Source organism: Ideonella oryzae (assembly GCF_024055665.1).
Taxonomy (GTDB): domain Bacteria; phylum Pseudomonadota; class Gammaproteobacteria; order Burkholderiales; family Burkholderiaceae_C; genus Ideonella; species Ideonella oryzae.
The window spans coordinates 92,447-108,186 of sequence record NZ_JAMXMC010000005.1 but is presented as its reverse complement, the minus strand read 5'-3'; the positions used below and the strand labels follow the sequence as shown (position 1 = coordinate 108,186).

Genomic DNA, 15,740 nt, shown 5'->3' with positions numbered 1-15,740 from the left:
AAAGCCCGCCAGGTGGCGGGCTTTCAGTGCGGTCGCGGAGCGACTCAGGGGGTCGGGGTGGCGACCACGTAGCTTTCGGTCACGCCGACGTTGGTCGTGCTGGAGCGGTCCGGGCCGATGGCACCCACACCCATGCCGCGCTTGGCGAAGGCGGTGGCCCAGATCATGAAGTCGGCGTCGTCGGTGGCATCGGCCACCGACAGGATGGCGTCGCGCGCTTCCAGCATGGTCGGCGCGTTGGGCGTCATCTTCAGACCGGCGATGATGTAGTCCTGCACCTTGCTGCGGGCCTGCTTGAAGGTGTAGCGGCCGTCTTGCAGGAAGCCGGCATAGGCCTCCCACAGCACGTTGGCCCAGATCTCGCCGGTGTTGTGCACCTCGGCGTTGCTGACGCCATCCTGGCCGAAGGCCAGCGGGGCGCTGGTGGGCAGGGCCACACCGTTCTGGATGTGCTTGAAGGTCAGCGGGTTCTTGGCGAAGTCCGTCGAGTAGGGCGCGCGGCGGATGCCGAAGTAGTAATCGCCCAGCACATAGCTGCCCACCGAGTACGCACCGTTCCAGGTCGGGTTGGTCTTGACCTGGGTGTCGTCCTGGCGCACCTGCAGCAGCATGGTGTTGAAGTCGCTCCAGCCTTCGCCCATGCCCTTGCCCTGGTTGCTGGACAGGCCGCTGCCGTTGCCGACCAGGCGGTTGCTCACGTAGTGGAAGAACTCGTGGGCGATGATGCCTTCGTCGATGGTGCCGTCCAGGTCATGGGTCGGCTGGGTCCGCTGCATGTGGACCGACACCGGCGCCGGCGAGGCCTTGATGGCATTGCCGTCGTCCAGGGTGACCATCATCGCGGGAATGTTCACCACCGTGACGTCGTCACCGGCCATGCCGATGGGCGAGCCGGCGACGTTGTTGACGATCACGGCACCGACGGCGCCGGCGTCCTGGGCCATCTTGGCCTTCGAGACGAAGCTGCAGCTGCCGCGGTCGATCAGGGCGATCTTGCCAGCCAGTGCCGCCCCATTGATGGGGGCGGTGCAGGCGTCGGTGGTCGGGGCGGTGCCGTCATCCACCAGTTGCAGCGTGCCGGTCAGGTCGAAGCCCTGGGGGCCGAAGGCGGCGGTGCCGAAGCTCAGCTTGCCGGCCAGCGAGGCGGGATCCAGCACCTGGAATTCACCCGTGCTCAGGCCGTCGAAGAGGTACATCTGCATGCGCGGCGAGCCGCCGTCGGCCGGGGTCGACATGTTGGCGTTGTTGCGGCCCGAATAATCCTGGCCTTCGGCCAGGATCGGGTCACCCTCGACGCCACCACGGCCGTAGTTGCTGGCCTGGGCGTTGCCGGCGGCTTCGTCGAAGCCGTGGTCGTACCAGAAGTCATGCAGCCAGTTGTTCATGTAGAACAGGTTGACCACGGCCGCGTTCTTGGCCGGCGTGGTACTCGGGTCCACGTCGCCCTGCAGCGGGTAATCGAAGGTGTTGGCGGCCGTGGTGCCAGCCATCAGGTCGCCGCGGCTGGGCGAGTAGCCGTTGGGCGAAGCCAGGTCCAGATAGGCCTTGACGTTGTTGCCCGAGGTGGACGTGGCGCCATTGGCCAGCCAGGCATCCTGGGTGGAGATCTTGTTGCTGGCCGACTGGGTGATCAGGCGAGACGCCACATCCTTGCGCGGCACCGACTTGGTGTAGTCGAACTTCTTGAACGGTTCCATGCCGTTGCCCAGCGGCGAGTCGTACGGCACGCCGTACTTGTCGGCCAGCATGCGGTAGGTGTAGGGCGTGGCGGTCTCGTAGGTGGTCAGGTTCTTGCGGAACAGCACGCTGCCGTCCTCGGCCGAGACCACGTAGCCATAGTCGAGCTGGCGGGCACCATCGCGGGTGGCAGCCGAGAGTTCGATGTAGTAGCCGGGGACGACCTTGCCGTTGAGTGCGTAGAGCACCGGCTTCACTCGCGGATCGGCTTCCAGCTGCAGATCGCCTTGGCCGGCCGGCCGGGCCCAGGTGCGGTAGGCTCCCTTGGTGGCGCCGGCGGTGAAGTTGCCACCGACCTTGCCGCCCAGATTGCCGAAGGCCTTGACGATGGCCTGGGGGGCGCTCAGCGAGTACTTGGCAGCGCCGATGCTGTTGGCATCAGCCTGCGAGGCGAAGTAGCCGGCGATGGCGACCAGGCGGTTGTTGCGGTCCATCAGCACGCTGATGTCGCGGTTGAAGACCTCGACACCACCGACGCGCTGGCGGAAGCGCTGGATCACGGGACCGGTACCGGTGTCCTGGTGGTCGAACAGGCGCGCATCGCTGATGGCGCCCTGCGACAGACCCAGGGCGCTGGCGTGGCGGGCCAGGAAGTGGCGGGCGGTGGCCTCGCGCAGGGCCTGACCGGTCAGGCTGCTGCGCAGGGTGGAGGTGTTGTTGTCCTTCTTGGCCCACAGGAAGGTGACGCCCAGTCGGCTGTCGTACTGGCTGCGGAAGCCGAAGCGCGACACCTGCGTGTCGGCCGTCTGTCGCAGCGAGGCAGGGGCCGCCTGCCGGGTTTGCAGGGCGGCATCGAAATCGGGCAGATCACCCGACTTGAATTGGGCGGATAGGGGGGACGCTGCTGGCGCAGCCAGGCTGCCGGCAGCCCACAGTGCAGCGATGGTTCCCAGGACAAAGTGACGCATGGTTCGGAACTTCCAGAAAGGAGCGCTGCGCGACCACCCGGTGGGACGTTCGCGCTGGCCACACCGCTTCCGCGCCCCGATCCGGGCCCGAAAACGAACGAAGGACTTTGATTCTCAGCGTTGCGCTTTGTTTCTGGGCGATGAACGCGCCTTCGGATTAGGGGTGGTCAATCCCCGATGCGCCAGCGTCGCCAGCGCCAGGCCAGCAGGCCCAGGACGACCAATCCGTACACCGCGACCTCGGCAAAGTCGTTCTTGCCGGCCTTGACCCAGAAGAAATGCAGGAGCGCCGCCAGGGCGATGCCATAGACCGTCTTGTGCAGGTCCTGCCAGCGGCGACCGCCCATGGCCCGGATGGCGGCGTTGAAGGAGGTGGCCGCCAGCGGCAGCATGGCCAGCCAGGCGGCCGTGCCCACCAGGATGAAAGGCCGTTTGGCCACGTCATGGACCAGGGCGGGCCAGTCCAGGCCTTGGTCCAGCCAGGCGTAGGCCAGCCAGTGCAGCGTGCCGTAGAGGAAGGTGGCTACCCCCAGGTTGCGGCGCCAGCGGGCCAGAGCGTGCCAGCCGGTCCAGCGGCGCAGGGGGGTGATCAGCAAGGTCAGGCACAGCAGGCGCAGGGTCCAGTCGCCCAGGCCCCGGATCAGCGCCTCGGCCGGGTTGGGGCCGAGGGTGTCATGGAAGCCGCGCCAGACGAGCGAGGCGGCGGGCGCGGCCAGCAACAGCCACAGCACCGGCTTGGCCGCCGGGTGCAACAACCAGCGCTGGATCATCAGTAGTACTTCTTCAGGTCCATGCCGGCATAGAGCGAGCCCACCTGGGCTTCGTAGCCATTGAACATCAGCGTCGGGCGCTTGCGGGCGAACAGGCCGTCCTCGCCGATGCGGCGCTCGGTGGCCTGGCTCCAGCGGGGGTGGTCCACATGGGGGTTCACGTTCGAGAAGAAGCCGTACTCCTGCGGCGCTGCGCGGGTCCAGCTGCTCACGGGCTGCTGCTCCACCAGGCGGATCTTCACCAGGCTCTTGGCGCTCTTGAAACCGTACTTCCAGGGCAGGACCACGCGCACCGGTGCGCCGTTCTGCTTGGGCAGCGCCTCGCCATACAGACCCATGGCCAGCAGGGTCAGCGGGTGCATGGCCTCGTCCAGGCGCAGCCCTTCGCGGTAGGGCCAGTCCAGCACGCCCGAGCGCAGGCCGGGCATCTGCGCGGGGTTGGCCTGCGAGACGAACTCCACGTACTTCGCATTGCCGGTGGGCTCGACCTGCCGCAGCAGCTGGGACAGCGAGTAGCCGATCCAGGGGATCACCATGGACCAGCCTTCCACGCAGCGCAGGCGGTAGATGCGTTCTTCCAGCGGCGCCAGCTTGAGCAGATCGTCGATGCCGAAGGTGCGCGGCTTTTGCACTGCGCCTTCGATCGTCACCGTCCAGGGGCGCGTCTGCAGGCTGTCGGCCAGGCGGCCGGGGTCGCTCTTGTCCGTGCCGAACTCGTAGAAGTTGTTGTAGTGGGTGAGGTCGTCGTAGGACGTGGGCTTGTCCATCACGAGGGCCCCGGCCACGCTGGAGCGACCGGCGCTCAGCCTGGGCAGCTTGCCGGGCCCGGCGAGGCCTTGTGCCCGGGCCGCCGGGCTGGACAGACCGGCCAGACCCGCGCCCGCCACGGCCGCGGTTTGCAACCACTGGCGGCGGCTCCGCCAGACGTCTTGGGGGGTGATTTCCGAGGCAACAGGGTGCTGGAAACCGCGGTCTTTCAGGGGGTGCATGGCGAATCCTCGTGGAGGGCGGCTGGGCCGCCGTGGCAGGGCTTCTCCATGAGTCGCGCCGGCCGCCCGAACCTTACGATCGGGCGGGGCTGGACAAGTTCACGCGAGGTGCTGCCGCAGGAAGGCCAGCGTGCGCTCCATGGCCTGGGCGGCGGCCTGGGCGTCGTAGCGGTTGGTGGGTACGCGGTGCGGATCCACCTGGGTTTCGTTGGCAAAGGCGTGCATCGCCTCGTAGGTGTGGAAGCTGGTCGGCACGCCGGCGGCCTTCAGCTTGGCTTCCAGCGCGGGCACGGTGGCCACCGGGAAGAAGGCGTCCTGGGTGGCAAAGTGGCCCATCACCGCGGCGCGGATCTTCGTGGCGTCGATGTACTCCAGCGGTGGGAAGCCGTACCAGGTCACCGCGGCCGCCAGCTCCGGCGAGAAGCAGGCCGACAGCAGGGTCAGCGCCCCGCCCATGCAGTAGCCGGTCACCCCCAGCTTGGCGCTGCCGCTGGCCTGCAGGTGCAGCACGGCGCCCCGGATGTCCTGGCTGGCCGCATCCGCGAAGTCCAGGCCGTTCATCAGGTGCTCGGCCTCCTTGGCCTCGACCGTGGCCTGGCCGCGGTACAGGTCGGGCACCAGCACGCGGTAGCCCGCACGGGCGTAGGCATCGGCCACACCCTTGATCTGGTCGTTCAGTCCCCACCATTCCTGGATCAACACCAGGCCGGGTGCGCCCTGCGGCTGGGCGGGCTCCACCAGCCAGCCCTGGGCGGCTTGTCCATCGGGGCGCTGGAACGTGATCATCTGGCTCATCAGCAGGTCTCCGGCTTCGGTTCGGTCACAAGGTGCCGTAGGAGTGCAGGCCCGACAGGAACATGTTGACACCCAGGAAGGCGAAGGTGGTCACCACCAGCCCGCTCAGGGCCCACCAGGCCGAGGCCACGCCGCGCAGGCCCTTCATCAGGCGCATGTGCAGCCAGGCCGCGTAGTTCAGCCACACGATCAGGGCCCAGGTTTCCTTCGGGTCCCAGCTCCAGTAGCCGCCCCAGGCTTCGGCCGCCCAGAAGGCGCCCAGCACGGTGGCGATCGTGAAGAAGGCAAAGCCCACGGCAATGGCCTTGTACATCACGTCGTCCATCACCGTCAGCGTGGGGGTTTTGGCATTGATCGGGCGCCGCAGGGACACCATCAGGGCGAAGAACAGCGCCGTGCCGCCGATCAGACGCACGGCCTTCCAGGCGGCGTCCACCGGGGCATCCGGGGCGCTGGCCAGGGCGGCGTAGCCGGCGATGCCCACGGCGAGCACGCCGGGCACCGCCACCAGGCCCGTCCACAGCGCGCGCGGGGGCGATTCCTTGAGCAGGCAGGCCAGGCCGACCATGGCGGCCAGGGCGAAGGTGCCGTAGCCGATGAAGTTGGCCGGCACGTGCAGCTTCATCCACCAGCTCTGCAGGGCCGGCACCAGGGGCTGGATCTCCTGGGCATCGCGCACCAGGGTGTACCAGAGCAGGAAGCCGACGGCGGCGCTGACCACCAGCATCACGAAGGGGCCCAGCGTGCGGACTTTGTAATGGGCTTCGTAGTACAGGTAAAACAGCGTGGTCAGCCAGCTGAACAGGACGAACACCTCGTAGAGGTTGCTGACCGGTATGTGGCCGATGTCCGGGCCGATCTGGTGGCTTTCGAACCAGCGCACCATGGTGCCGGTCAGTGCCATGAACACGGCGGTCCAGGCCAGGCCGGAGCCCACCTTCAGGCCCAGCGCGTTCTCGCCGCCCTGGCGGGTGAAGAAGCCGATCCAGTAGAAGAGGGTGCTCATGTAGAAGAGCACGCTCATCCACATGATGGCGCTCTGGCTGGCCAGGAAATACTTCAGCAGGAAGACCTTGTCGCCCGCCGCCAGGTCGGCACCGAAGTTGTCCAGGTGCTGGTTGTAGAGCGAGATGGCCAGCAAGGCCGCCGCACCCACGCCCAGGCTGAGCGTGCGCAGCGGGCCCCAGAACCAGCCCAGGCCGATCAGGCTGGGGACGGCGCCCAGCAGGATGCCGCGCTCGTACACGTCCATCGAGCTGCCGTAACGCTGGAAGGCGTAGCCGGCGCCCAGCACGATGCACAGGGCATAGAGCCAGTCATAGGCGCCGCGCTGGCTGAACCAGCCGGGCTTGCCGACCGCGAGGGTGGTGGTGGTCATCGCGTGGTGTCTCCGGAAAGGGCAGACGGGCCGAGAAGGTCCTGCCGCAGGGCGTTGAAGTCGGCATCAATGTCCAGTGTGCGGCGCGGGGTGGACATGGCCATGAGAATGCGGGTGCGTCCGTCGCCGACCGGGCTGAGCCAGACCCACAGGCGACGTTCGCGAATGTAGAGCATGGCGAAGACGCCCAGGATCAGCAGCACCGCCCCCAGGTAGACCAGCTTCTTGCCGGGGGCGCGGGCCACCTGGAATACGCTGGCTTGGACCTGGTTGAAGCCGCTGAGTTGCATCATCAGCGGCGCCGGGTAGAAATAGCTGTCGGACAGGGCCATCACGGCCTGGGTCATGAAGGTCTGGGTGCTTGCGTCCGACTGGAGCGGGGCCAGACCGTCCGCCTGTCGCACCAGCTGCTCCAGCTCGAACAGCGAGCCGTTGAGGATGCGCAGCAGCACGTCAGCCACGCGCTGGCGGTCGGCTTCAGGCACCGTGCCCTCGATGAACTGGCTCATCGCGGCCAGACCGCCCGGGACCGCGTTGGCCTTGGCCGCCTTCTCGGCGCCGGCGAACAGGGCCAGGGCGCGCTCGCCGGTGATGCGCAGCTGGTCGCGCATCTCGGGACGGTCCGCGGGCGTGGCACTGTCCGCATAGCGCTGGGCGGCCTGGCTGCGCAGGGCCGGGTCGGCCAGGGCGCGGCGCAGGTGCAGCCAGCCGTTCATGCTGTTCTGGTCGTCGACCGGGATGCGCAGGTAGCGGAAGTTCTCGTCGGCGGCCTCGCGCACACCCATCACGAAGACACGCTGGCCATCGATCTCCAGCGGCAGCATGTAGTTCTGGAACTCGCGGGCCTGGCCGCTGGCATCGCGCAGCTTGTAGGTGAAGGACGGGCCGACGTTGTGCAGCTGCTTCTTCTTGTCCGGGTCGACGCCAGCACCCAGGTGCTTGTCCAGCGTGCTGCCAAGGTCGACCTTGCGCACATCCGTGCCCTTGCCGTCGGCCTGGCCCAGGTTCTCGACGTTGATGACCCGCAGGCTGGTCAGCTCCAGGGTGTACTTGTCGCTGCCGCCACTGAGCGGCAGGTTGTCGCCGATGCGACCCTTGAACACCAGCGGCGGGCCGTTGCCCGCGAGCGGCTGGGCCGTCAGTTCCAGCAGTGAGCCGCCGTCTTCGAAGCTGCTCTGGTAGATGGCCACGCCGCGATGGAAAACCGGCTCGTTGACCTTGACCATGGCCTCCGTGGCGGCGCCGGTGTCGTGGTCATGCAGCACGATCTTGCTGGCGAACAGCTTGGGCATGCCGGTGTCGTAGTACTCGACGATGAATTTCTTGAGTTCGACGTCGAAGTCCAGGTCCTGCAGCACGATGCCGTTGGGCATGCTCAGCACCGCGGTGCCGGCGCGCCCTCCCTCGGGCACGAACAGGTTGCCTCGGAAGGTCGGGTTGGTGGGCGGCAGCCGGTGTTCGGGGGCGACATCCTTGATCAGGCCCCCCCCCTCGAAGGTGCTTTTGCCGGTGAACCACATCTGGGCCCGCACGACCAGGTCGCCGTCGAACAGGCCGCCCAGGCACACCAGCACCACGGCCGAGTGGGCGGCCAGGTAGCCGATCTTGTTGAGCCGGCCCTGACGGGCGGCGACCATCGTGCCGTCTTCGCGCACCTGGGCCCGGGCCTGCCAGCCGCGGCGGGCCAGCACGTCGGACACCTGCTGGAGCGCCGCCTCGCCATTCACCGGCAGTTCGCCCTCGGCCCGGTGGTGGAAGGCCTTGAGCGACTGGGCCCGCACATGCTCCTTGAAGCTGCGCAGGTCGTTCAGGATCTTGGGCGTGTTGCGCGCGATGCACAGGCTGGTCGACAGCACCAGAAAGCCCAGGATCAGCAGGAACCAGGGGGCGCTGTAGACGTTGAAGAGGTGGAAACGGCCGAAGACATCCGCCCAGAAGGGCCCGAACTGGTTGATGTAGTTGTTCAGCGGCTCGTTCTGCTTGACCACGGTGCCGATGACCGAGGCGATGCAGATCACGCACAGCAGCGTGATGGCAAAGCGCATCGAGGACAGCAGTTCGAGGCTGTCGCGCCAGGCACGTTGGGGCAGGGAGGGCGAGGCTCCGTGGGAGGCGGTCATGCGGCGATTATCCGGGGCCCGTGGGGCCAACAAGACAAAGGCCGGTCATCGACCGGCCTTTCAAGGGGAATTCAGGAAACCTTCAGCCTGCATCGGCTGATTCGGAGCGGTCTCAATGCAGGCCGGCCACGTAGTCGGACACGGCCTTGATCTCGGCGTCGCTCATGCGGCCGGCGATGTCCATCATCTGCGGGCTGTTGGTCCGCGCGCCACCGCGGAAGGCGGTCAGCTGGGCTTCCACGTACTCGGCGTGCTGACCACCCAGGCGCGGATACTGCACCGGGATGCCGGCCCCGCTGGGGCCATGGCAGCCGGCGCAGGCGGGCACCTTCCGCTCAGCGATGCCGCCGCGGTAGATCTTTTCGCCCAGGGCCACGGTGTCCTTGTTTCTGGCGGCGCCAGCCACAGGCTTCTTGCTGGCGTAGAACGCGGCCACGTTTTTCATGTCGACCTCGGTCAGCGGGGCGGCCATGCCGTTCATGATCGGGTTGACGCGCTTGCTGGCCTTGAACTCGGTCAATTGCTTGACCAGGTACTCGGGGTGCTGACCCTGCAAAATGGGGTAGGTCGCCAAGCCACGGGTGCCATCATTGGTGTGGCAGGCGCCACAGGTCACGGCAATCGCTTGACCGCGGGCCAGATCCGGCTTGAACGGGGCCGCAGCTTCGGCGGCATGAACGGAACCCGCCATCAGGGCTGCGAGCACGAGGGAACTGGCGAACGCGACAGGAGACTTCATTCGGAGGGCCTCGGGGATTGTGGAATTTGTGGGTGTTGGCATGTCAGCGCAAGCCAGCAATCAAACCAGGGAATTCTAGAATGTGCCATGCGTGAAACCTCCAGCCAAAGTCGTTCGGATTTGTCCGAACTCAAACACCCTGCATTGGCCTGGGCTCACAGTGCTCGTTTCCTGACCACGGCCAGCCAGCTTGACCAGCTCCCGCCCGGGGACTTGGGAGAGATCGCTTTTGTCGGCCGCAGCAATGCCGGCAAGTCCACCGCGATCAATGCACTGGCCCAGCGGCGACAGCTGGCGTTCGCCTCCAAAACCCCGGGGCGCACCCAGCATATCAACCTCTTCGCACTGGGGCCGCGCGACGCCCCCGATGCCTACCTGGCCGACCTGCCCGGCTACGGCTACGCCACCGTTTCCCGGACCGAGAAGGTGCGCTGGCAGAAAGTGATGGCGGACTACCTGGAGGTGCGCCGCAACCTCAACGGCGTGGTGCTGCTGGTGGACAGCCGCCTGGGGCTGACACCACTGGACGAGCGTCTGCTGGAGTTCGTTTCGCCGCGGATCAACACCGGTGAAGTCAAGCTGCTGGTGGCGCTGACGAAGGCAGACAAGCTCAACCGCCGCGAGCAACAGGCTGCGCTGGCGGCCGTGCAGGAGCAACTGGGTGCGCGCGTGAGCGAACACGCCGACGTGGGCATGCTGCTGTTCTCGGCCACCAAGCACCAGGGCCTGTCAGACTTGGCCGAGACGATCCACGGCTGGGTGCATCCCCAGGCGAAGCCGCCCGAGGCTGAGACCTCGACAGGCGAGGCAGACGAGGCAAAGGATTTGCCTGCCTGAAGACCGGAGATGAGGGCAGAAGACCGATCCTGCCCCTCTCTGTCAGGGCCGGCCGATGACCAGGGCCAGCCCGGCTTCGCCCCGCGGCGCCCAGGTCAGACCCAGGTACATGGGGCCCAGCCCGGTATCCGCCCCCAGGAACACACTGCCACCATAGCGCAGGCCGGTCAGCCGCAGGTCGCGGTAATCCTGCCAGGCGTTGCCCGCCTCGACGCTGGTGCCCACAAAGAAGCCCCGGGCGAAGACCGGCGTTTCGGCCAGGCGCATGTACCAGTTCAGCCGGCCGAACACCAGGGCGTTGCCGCTGACCTGCCCCGGCTGGTAACCGGACAGTTGCTGGAAGCCACCGAGGCTGTAGCGGCCCACGGTCGAGGCCGAGGCGGTGTTGGCTGCCTTCATCTCGCCATGGAGGGTGATGGTCTGTCGTCCCCAGCTCGCGGCACCGGTGACCTGGCTCTCGACCCAGGCCAGGTTGTGGCTGTCGCCGCGCTCGTGGCGGGTCCCGACCAGGGCGTCGGTCTCGAAGCGGTAGCCCCGCTGGGGAAAGTTGGCGTAGTCGAGCTGGTCCACCACGACGCGTCCGCGCAGCCCCATTTCCTGCCAGGTCTCCTGCGTGTTGATCAGGGTGTCGGCGCCGCCGGCCAGCAGGGGGTCGCTGCGGGTGGCCTCGTAGACGGGGCCGACCCGTACCTCGCCCAGGTTGCCCCAGGGCTGGCCCAGGTCCAGCCCGATGCGCAGTTGGGAGCGGCGCAGCTCGCCGATTTTGTCGCCCCCATTGCTGTTGAACACCGAGAGCTTGCGCCGCTCGCCGTCGGTCCATCCCGAGACGAACCAGTCATCGGACAGGCCAATGTTCCAGTTCAGGGGGTGGTAGAGCTCGGTGAACAAGCGCGGGACCTCGCCGATCTGCGCGATGCTGCGCCATTCCGTGCCATTGGGGGTGAGCCAATGGCGGTTCAGCGAGAGCTTGATGTTGAAGGCGCTGTTGCCGCTGAAGTCGGTGGAGAGGTCCAGGCCGGCGTTCAGGTAGGTGGGGCCCCAGGGCTTGTCTTCCAGGGTGAAGAGCAGGCCGTCGCCGCGCTCGTCGTGCACCAGGTGGTAGTCGGCCTGAACGTAGTCGCCACTGGCTGCCAGGTAGCGTGCATCGCGCTCCGCCTTGGCCGGATCGAAAGGCTCGCCTGCCTTGCTTTCCAACTGGGGCTGAAGCCGGCCCGGGTTGGTCGCCGTGGTGCCTCCGAAGGCCACGAAGTCCAGTTGCGTGGGGGGCAGGCTGGGGGACTGGGTCGCCAGTTGCCAGTCCGCATACTGCACGTTGGGGGTTGCCAGAGCAGTGAGACGGTCCGTACTGGCACGGGCCCCCGCCTCGCCGATGTCGATCAACTGGGCGACCTTGTCAAAATCACCGGAGGTGAGCGTGCCCAGCTCGGGCTGGATCAGGATGTCGCGGGGGCCCAGCGAGTCCAGGCTGTGCCGCACATTCTGCTCGGTCAGGATGTTGATCATCTGGGCGGTGAGCCCGATGGCGGAGTTCAGGGTTTCCCGGCCGGCCAGGGGCGTGCCGATGTTGACGACGATGACGATGTCGGCGCCCATCGCGCGGGCCACGTCCACCGGCACGTTGTCCACCAGTCCGCCATCGCCCAGGATGCGGCCGTTCACCTCGGTGGCGGGGAACACCCCGGGCACACTCATGCTGGAGCGCAGCGCCGTGGCCAGGTCCCCCCGGTCGAGGATGACCGGTCGTCCGGTCTCCATGTCGGTGGCCACCGCGCGGAAGGGGATGGGCAGACGGTTGAAGTCGCTGATCTCCTGGGCCGGCAGGGTGTAGCGTCGCAGCAGGGCGTCCAGGCCCCGGCTGGAGACGGCGCCCTGGGGGGCGCGGAACTCCCCATCGCGCCAGCCGAGTTCCACTGCGGTGCTGAGTTCGAAATCCTGCTCCTTGCGCCGCTGTGACAGCTCTTCCCGGCCCACCCGGGTGGAGAACAGGCTGGTCCAGTTGATTTTCTTGAAGGCGGCCTCGATCTGGTCGGCCTTCATCCCGCTGGCGTACAGCCCGCCGATGATGGCCCCCATCGAGGTGCCTGCGATCACGTCGATCGGAATGTGCTGAGCCTCCAGCACCTTGAGGACACCCACATGGCTGATGCCGCGGGCACCACCACCGGACAGCACCAGGCCCACGCGCGGGCGCTGTCCGGCTGCGGGCGTGGATGCGGCCGATGCCGCAGTGGCTGGTGGGAGTGGTGGTGTGAGAGCCGCCGCGCTCCAGGCGGCGGCATGGAGGCTGCCCAGCAGCAGGGCGGTGGTCAGAAGGCGGGGCATGGTGGTCATTGTGGCCTGGGCCAAGCATGAAAAAGGCCACCCGAAGGTGGCCTCTTGTCTGGCTTGCGAGAGCAGGGTGCTCAGGCAGGACAGCTTACATGTCCATGCCCATGCCGCCCATGCCACCCATGCCGCCGCCCGGCATCGCGGGGGCTTCTTCCTTGGGGGCTTCCGCGACCATGCATTCGGTGGTCAGCATCAGCGAAGCGACGGACGCGGCGTTCTGCAGCGCGGTACGGGTCACCTTGGTCGGGTCCAGGATGCCCATCTCGATCATGTCGCCGTAGGTGTCATTGGCAGCGTTGAAGCCGTAGTTGCCCTTGCCGGCCAGCACGGCGTTGATCACCACGCTCGGTTCGCCACCGGCGTTGGCCACGATCTCGCGCAGCGGGGCTTCGATGGCCTTCAGGACCAGCTTGACGCCAGCGTCCTGATCGGCGTTGTCGCCCTTGATCTCGCCAGCGGCCTGACGGGCACGCAGCAGGGCCACGCCACCACCGGCCACGATGCCTTCTTCCACGGCAGCGCGGGTGGCATGCAGCGCGTCTTCCACGCGGGCCTTCTTCTCCTTCATCTCGACTTCGGTCGCGGCACCGACCTTGATCACTGCCACGCCGCCGGCCAGCTTGGCCACGCGCTCTTGCAGCTTCTCACGGTCGTAGTCGGAGGTCGCTTCTTCGATCTGGATGCGGATCTGCTTGACGCGGGCTTCGATGTCGGCGGCAGCACCGTTGCCATCGATGAGGGTGGTGTTTTCCTTGCCCACTTCGACGCGCTTGGCCTGGCCCAGGTCGGCCAGGGTCACCTTCTCCAGCGACAGGCCCACTTCCTCGGCGATCACCTTGCCACCGGTCAGGATGGCGATGTCTTCCAGCATGGCCTTGCGACGGTCACCAAAGCCCGGCGCCTTGACGGCCACGACCTTCAGGATGCCGCGGATGGTGTTGACCACCAGCGTCGCCAGGGCTTCGCCTTCGACGTCTTCCGCGATGATCAGCAGCGGACGGCCGGCCTTGGCCACGGCTTCCAGCGTGGGCAGCAGGTCGCGGATGTTGCTGACCTTTTTGTCGTACAGCAGGACAAACGGGTTGTCCAGGATGGCCGACTGCTTTTCGGGATTGTTGATGAAGTAGGGCGACAGGTAGCCACGGTCGAACTGCATGCCTTCGACGACATCCAGCTCGTTGTTCAGGCTCTTGCCGTCTTCGACGGTGATCACGCCTTCCTTGCCAACCTTGTCCATCGCCTCGGCGATGATGCCGCCGACGTCGGAGTCGCTGTTGGCCGAGATGGTGCCGACCTGCGCGATTTCCTTGGAGGTGGTGGTGGCCTTGGAGGCCTTCTTCAGCTCGACGACCAGGGCGGCGACAGCCTTGTCGATGCCGCGCTTGAGGTCCATCGGGTTCATGCCGGCGGCCACGTACTTCATGCCTTCGCGCACGATGGCCTGACCCAGCACGGTGGCGGTGGTGGTGCCGTCGCCAGCGTTGTCAGAGGTCTTGGAAGCGACTTCCTTGACCATCTGGGCGCCCATGTTCATGAGCTTGTCTTTGAGCTCGATCTCCTTGGCGACCGACACACCGTCCTTGGTGACGGTGGGGGCGCCGAAGGAGCGCTCGAGCACGACATTGCGACCCTTGGGGCCCAGGGTGACCTTGACCGCATTGGCCAGGATGTTCACGCCTTCGACCATGCGGGCGCGGGCGTCAGCGCCGAAGACGACGTCTTTTGCTGCCATTTGGGATATCTCCGAATTCAGTACAGGATGGATGGGCGGTGATCAGGAAGGATCAGATGATCACTTCTGGATCACGGCGAAGAGGTCTTCTTCGCGCATGACGAGCAGTTCTTCGCCATCGACCTTGACCGACTGGCCCGAGTACTTGCCAAACAGCACACGGTCACCGACCTGAACGTTCAGGGCCACGAAATCGCCCTTGTCGTTGCGCTTGCCCGGACCCACGGCCAGCACTTCGCCTTGGTCAGGCTTCTCGGCGGCGTTGTCGGGAATCACGATGCCGGAAGCGGTCTTGGTCTCGTTTTCCAGACGCTTGACGATCACGCGATCGTGCAACGGACGAAGTTTCATTGCATCTCCTTGGAGCATGGACAGTCAAATGGGAAGGAGGTCGGGGTGCACCGGGCACCTGCCTCGTTCCTTCAGTGAACGTGCAACCCCTCTCTGGGGGTCGCGTTTGTTAGCACTCTCATTGGGTGAGTGCTAAGACACATTATAGGGATGGCTTGCCGGCTTTCAAGAGCCGCCCCGCGTCCGCCTAGGGGTCTTACTTCGCGCGTTCGCGGCTGATCAGCGCGAAGGGCACGAGGATGGGGGCCAGCACCACGTAGTAGAGCAAGGTCACCCCATTGGCCGCCGTCGAGACGGGTGACACCAGGGCATTGGCCACCTGCTCGCTGCGCGGCTGCTCGGCCTGGATCTCCACCGTGTAGGGGTGGTTGAGGGTGGTGCGGATGCGGTTCGCTTTGACCGTGCCCTGGAGATAGCGCTGGCCTCCCACATGGCCAGTCAGACGCAGCCGACCCGGCTCGGTCGGGTCGGCCTGAAAGCCCATCGCCAGTGCCTGGGCCCGATCGGCGTCGTCAAGGCCGGAAGGCAGGATCAGGGCATAGTCGCCCTCGGTCCTGCCATCGGCCGACACGGTGAAGCGCCCCAGTTCGCCCTCCATCCGGGCGTGCAGGGGCGACTCGAGAGCGGCCACCAGGGCCTGCGGGGTGTCGAAGATGTAGTGGTGGTGCTCGCCGATGACCACCAGGTGCTGGCGGTCCTGCGAGAGCAGCAGCGAGCTGAGGGTCTCGTGGTAGGTCTTGAGCACCAGCGGCTCGGGCTGTGCGGTGGCGCAGGCGGCCAGTACACCGGCGGCCGCCAAGGACAGCAGCAACTGTCGGCGCTGCAGCAAGGGGTGTCCGTCACTCATTCGGGCGTCTCCTCGCTGGGCTCGGCCCCGCCGTTGGCGGCCACCCGGTAGTTCTCGCTGGCCCAGGCGCCGAAGTCGTGGCCCTGGCAGCGGGCGCTGCAGAAGGGACGGTAGGGGTTGGTCGGGCCGAACACCGTCCGCTCGCCGCAGGACGGGCAGGTGACGTTGATTGGCGCGCGCGGGGTCGCGGTCGTCGGTGGGTTCACGGT

At 66.8% G+C, this 15,740-nt stretch carries 13 protein-coding genes; 1 reads left to right on the top strand and 12 read right to left on the bottom strand.

Translation table 11 applies throughout. The features are described from left to right. Positions 1 to 44: 44 nt before the first annotated feature. From M0L44_RS09350 to M0L44_RS09320, 7 genes are all read right to left on the bottom strand, one after another. Positions 45 to 2,645, bottom strand: coding sequence for a M36 family metallopeptidase (locus tag M0L44_RS09350; protein WP_252769439.1), 2,601 nt, complete (start codon positions 2,643 to 2,645; stop codon positions 45 to 47). A gap of 167 nt (positions 2,646 to 2,812) precedes the next feature. Continuing rightward, positions 2,813 to 3,415, bottom strand: a complete 603-nt coding sequence (gene msrQ / locus M0L44_RS09345; RefSeq protein ID WP_252769437.1) for a protein-methionine-sulfoxide reductase heme-binding subunit MsrQ — start codon at positions 3,413 to 3,415, stop codon at positions 2,813 to 2,815. Next, entirely contained in the window at positions 3,415 to 4,404 is a 990-nt protein-coding gene (gene msrP, locus M0L44_RS09340; protein ID WP_252769435.1) for a protein-methionine-sulfoxide reductase catalytic subunit MsrP, read from the bottom strand. Before msrP ends, msrQ begins: the two co-directional genes overlap by 1 nt. 99 nt (positions 4,405 to 4,503) lie before the next feature. After that, the gene (locus M0L44_RS09335) at positions 4,504 to 5,190 is read right to left on the bottom strand and encodes a dienelactone hydrolase family protein (protein ID WP_435526407.1); all 687 of its coding nucleotides are present in this window, start codon (positions 5,188 to 5,190) and stop codon (positions 4,504 to 4,506) included. A gap of 34 nt (positions 5,191 to 5,224) precedes the next feature. Beyond that, positions 5,225 to 6,577 carry a c-type cytochrome biogenesis protein CcsB gene (gene ccsB / locus M0L44_RS09330; protein WP_252769432.1) on the bottom strand — a complete coding sequence of 451 codons (1,353 nt, stop codon included), beginning with the start codon at positions 6,575 to 6,577 and terminating at the stop codon, positions 5,225 to 5,227. Beyond that, entirely contained in the window at positions 6,574 to 8,697 is a 2,124-nt protein-coding gene (locus tag M0L44_RS09325; protein ID WP_252769430.1) for a cytochrome c biogenesis protein ResB, read from the bottom strand. Before M0L44_RS09325 ends, ccsB begins: the two co-directional genes overlap by 4 nt. 112 nt (positions 8,698 to 8,809) lie before the next feature. Next, positions 8,810 to 9,436, bottom strand: a complete 627-nt coding sequence (locus M0L44_RS09320; protein WP_435526400.1) for a c-type cytochrome — start codon at positions 9,434 to 9,436, stop codon at positions 8,810 to 8,812. 87 nt (positions 9,437 to 9,523) lie between these two features. Here M0L44_RS09320 and yihA point away from each other — a divergent pair, with 87 nt between their 5' ends. Continuing rightward, positions 9,524 to 10,273 (top strand): ribosome biogenesis GTP-binding protein YihA/YsxC, encoded by a 750-nt coding sequence (gene yihA / locus M0L44_RS09315; protein WP_252769706.1) that lies wholly within the window; start codon positions 9,524 to 9,526, stop codon positions 10,271 to 10,273. 42 nt (positions 10,274 to 10,315) lie between these two features. On the opposite strand, the gene M0L44_RS09310 is transcribed toward yihA, so the two are convergent. The 5 genes from M0L44_RS09310 to M0L44_RS09290 all read right to left on the bottom strand — a co-directional run bounded on the left by M0L44_RS09310 (position 10,316) and on the right by M0L44_RS09290 (position 15,737). Next, the gene (locus tag M0L44_RS09310) at positions 10,316 to 12,595 is read right to left on the bottom strand and encodes a patatin-like phospholipase family protein (protein WP_252769426.1); all 2,280 of its coding nucleotides are present in this window, start codon (positions 12,593 to 12,595) and stop codon (positions 10,316 to 10,318) included. Between the two features lie 94 nt (positions 12,596 to 12,689). Next, a complete protein-coding gene (gene groL / locus M0L44_RS09305; RefSeq protein ID WP_252769425.1) occupies positions 12,690 to 14,333 on the bottom strand; it encodes a chaperonin GroEL in 1,644 nt (547 codons plus the stop codon). 60 nt (positions 14,334 to 14,393) lie between these two features. After that, on the bottom strand, positions 14,394 to 14,684 hold the full coding sequence (groES, locus tag M0L44_RS09300) for a co-chaperone GroES (protein WP_252769423.1): 291 nt from the start codon (positions 14,682 to 14,684) through the stop codon (positions 14,394 to 14,396). Positions 14,685 to 14,880: 196 nt separating this feature from the next. Then, the gene (locus tag M0L44_RS09295; protein WP_252769421.1) at positions 14,881 to 15,531 is read right to left on the bottom strand and encodes a hypothetical protein; all 651 of its coding nucleotides are present in this window, start codon (positions 15,529 to 15,531) and stop codon (positions 14,881 to 14,883) included. Then, on the bottom strand, positions 15,528 to 15,737 hold the full coding sequence (locus M0L44_RS09290; protein WP_252769420.1) for a DNA gyrase inhibitor YacG: 210 nt from the start codon (positions 15,735 to 15,737) through the stop codon (positions 15,528 to 15,530). Before M0L44_RS09290 ends, M0L44_RS09295 begins: the two co-directional genes overlap by 4 nt. Between the last annotated feature and the right edge of the window lie 3 nt (positions 15,738 to 15,740).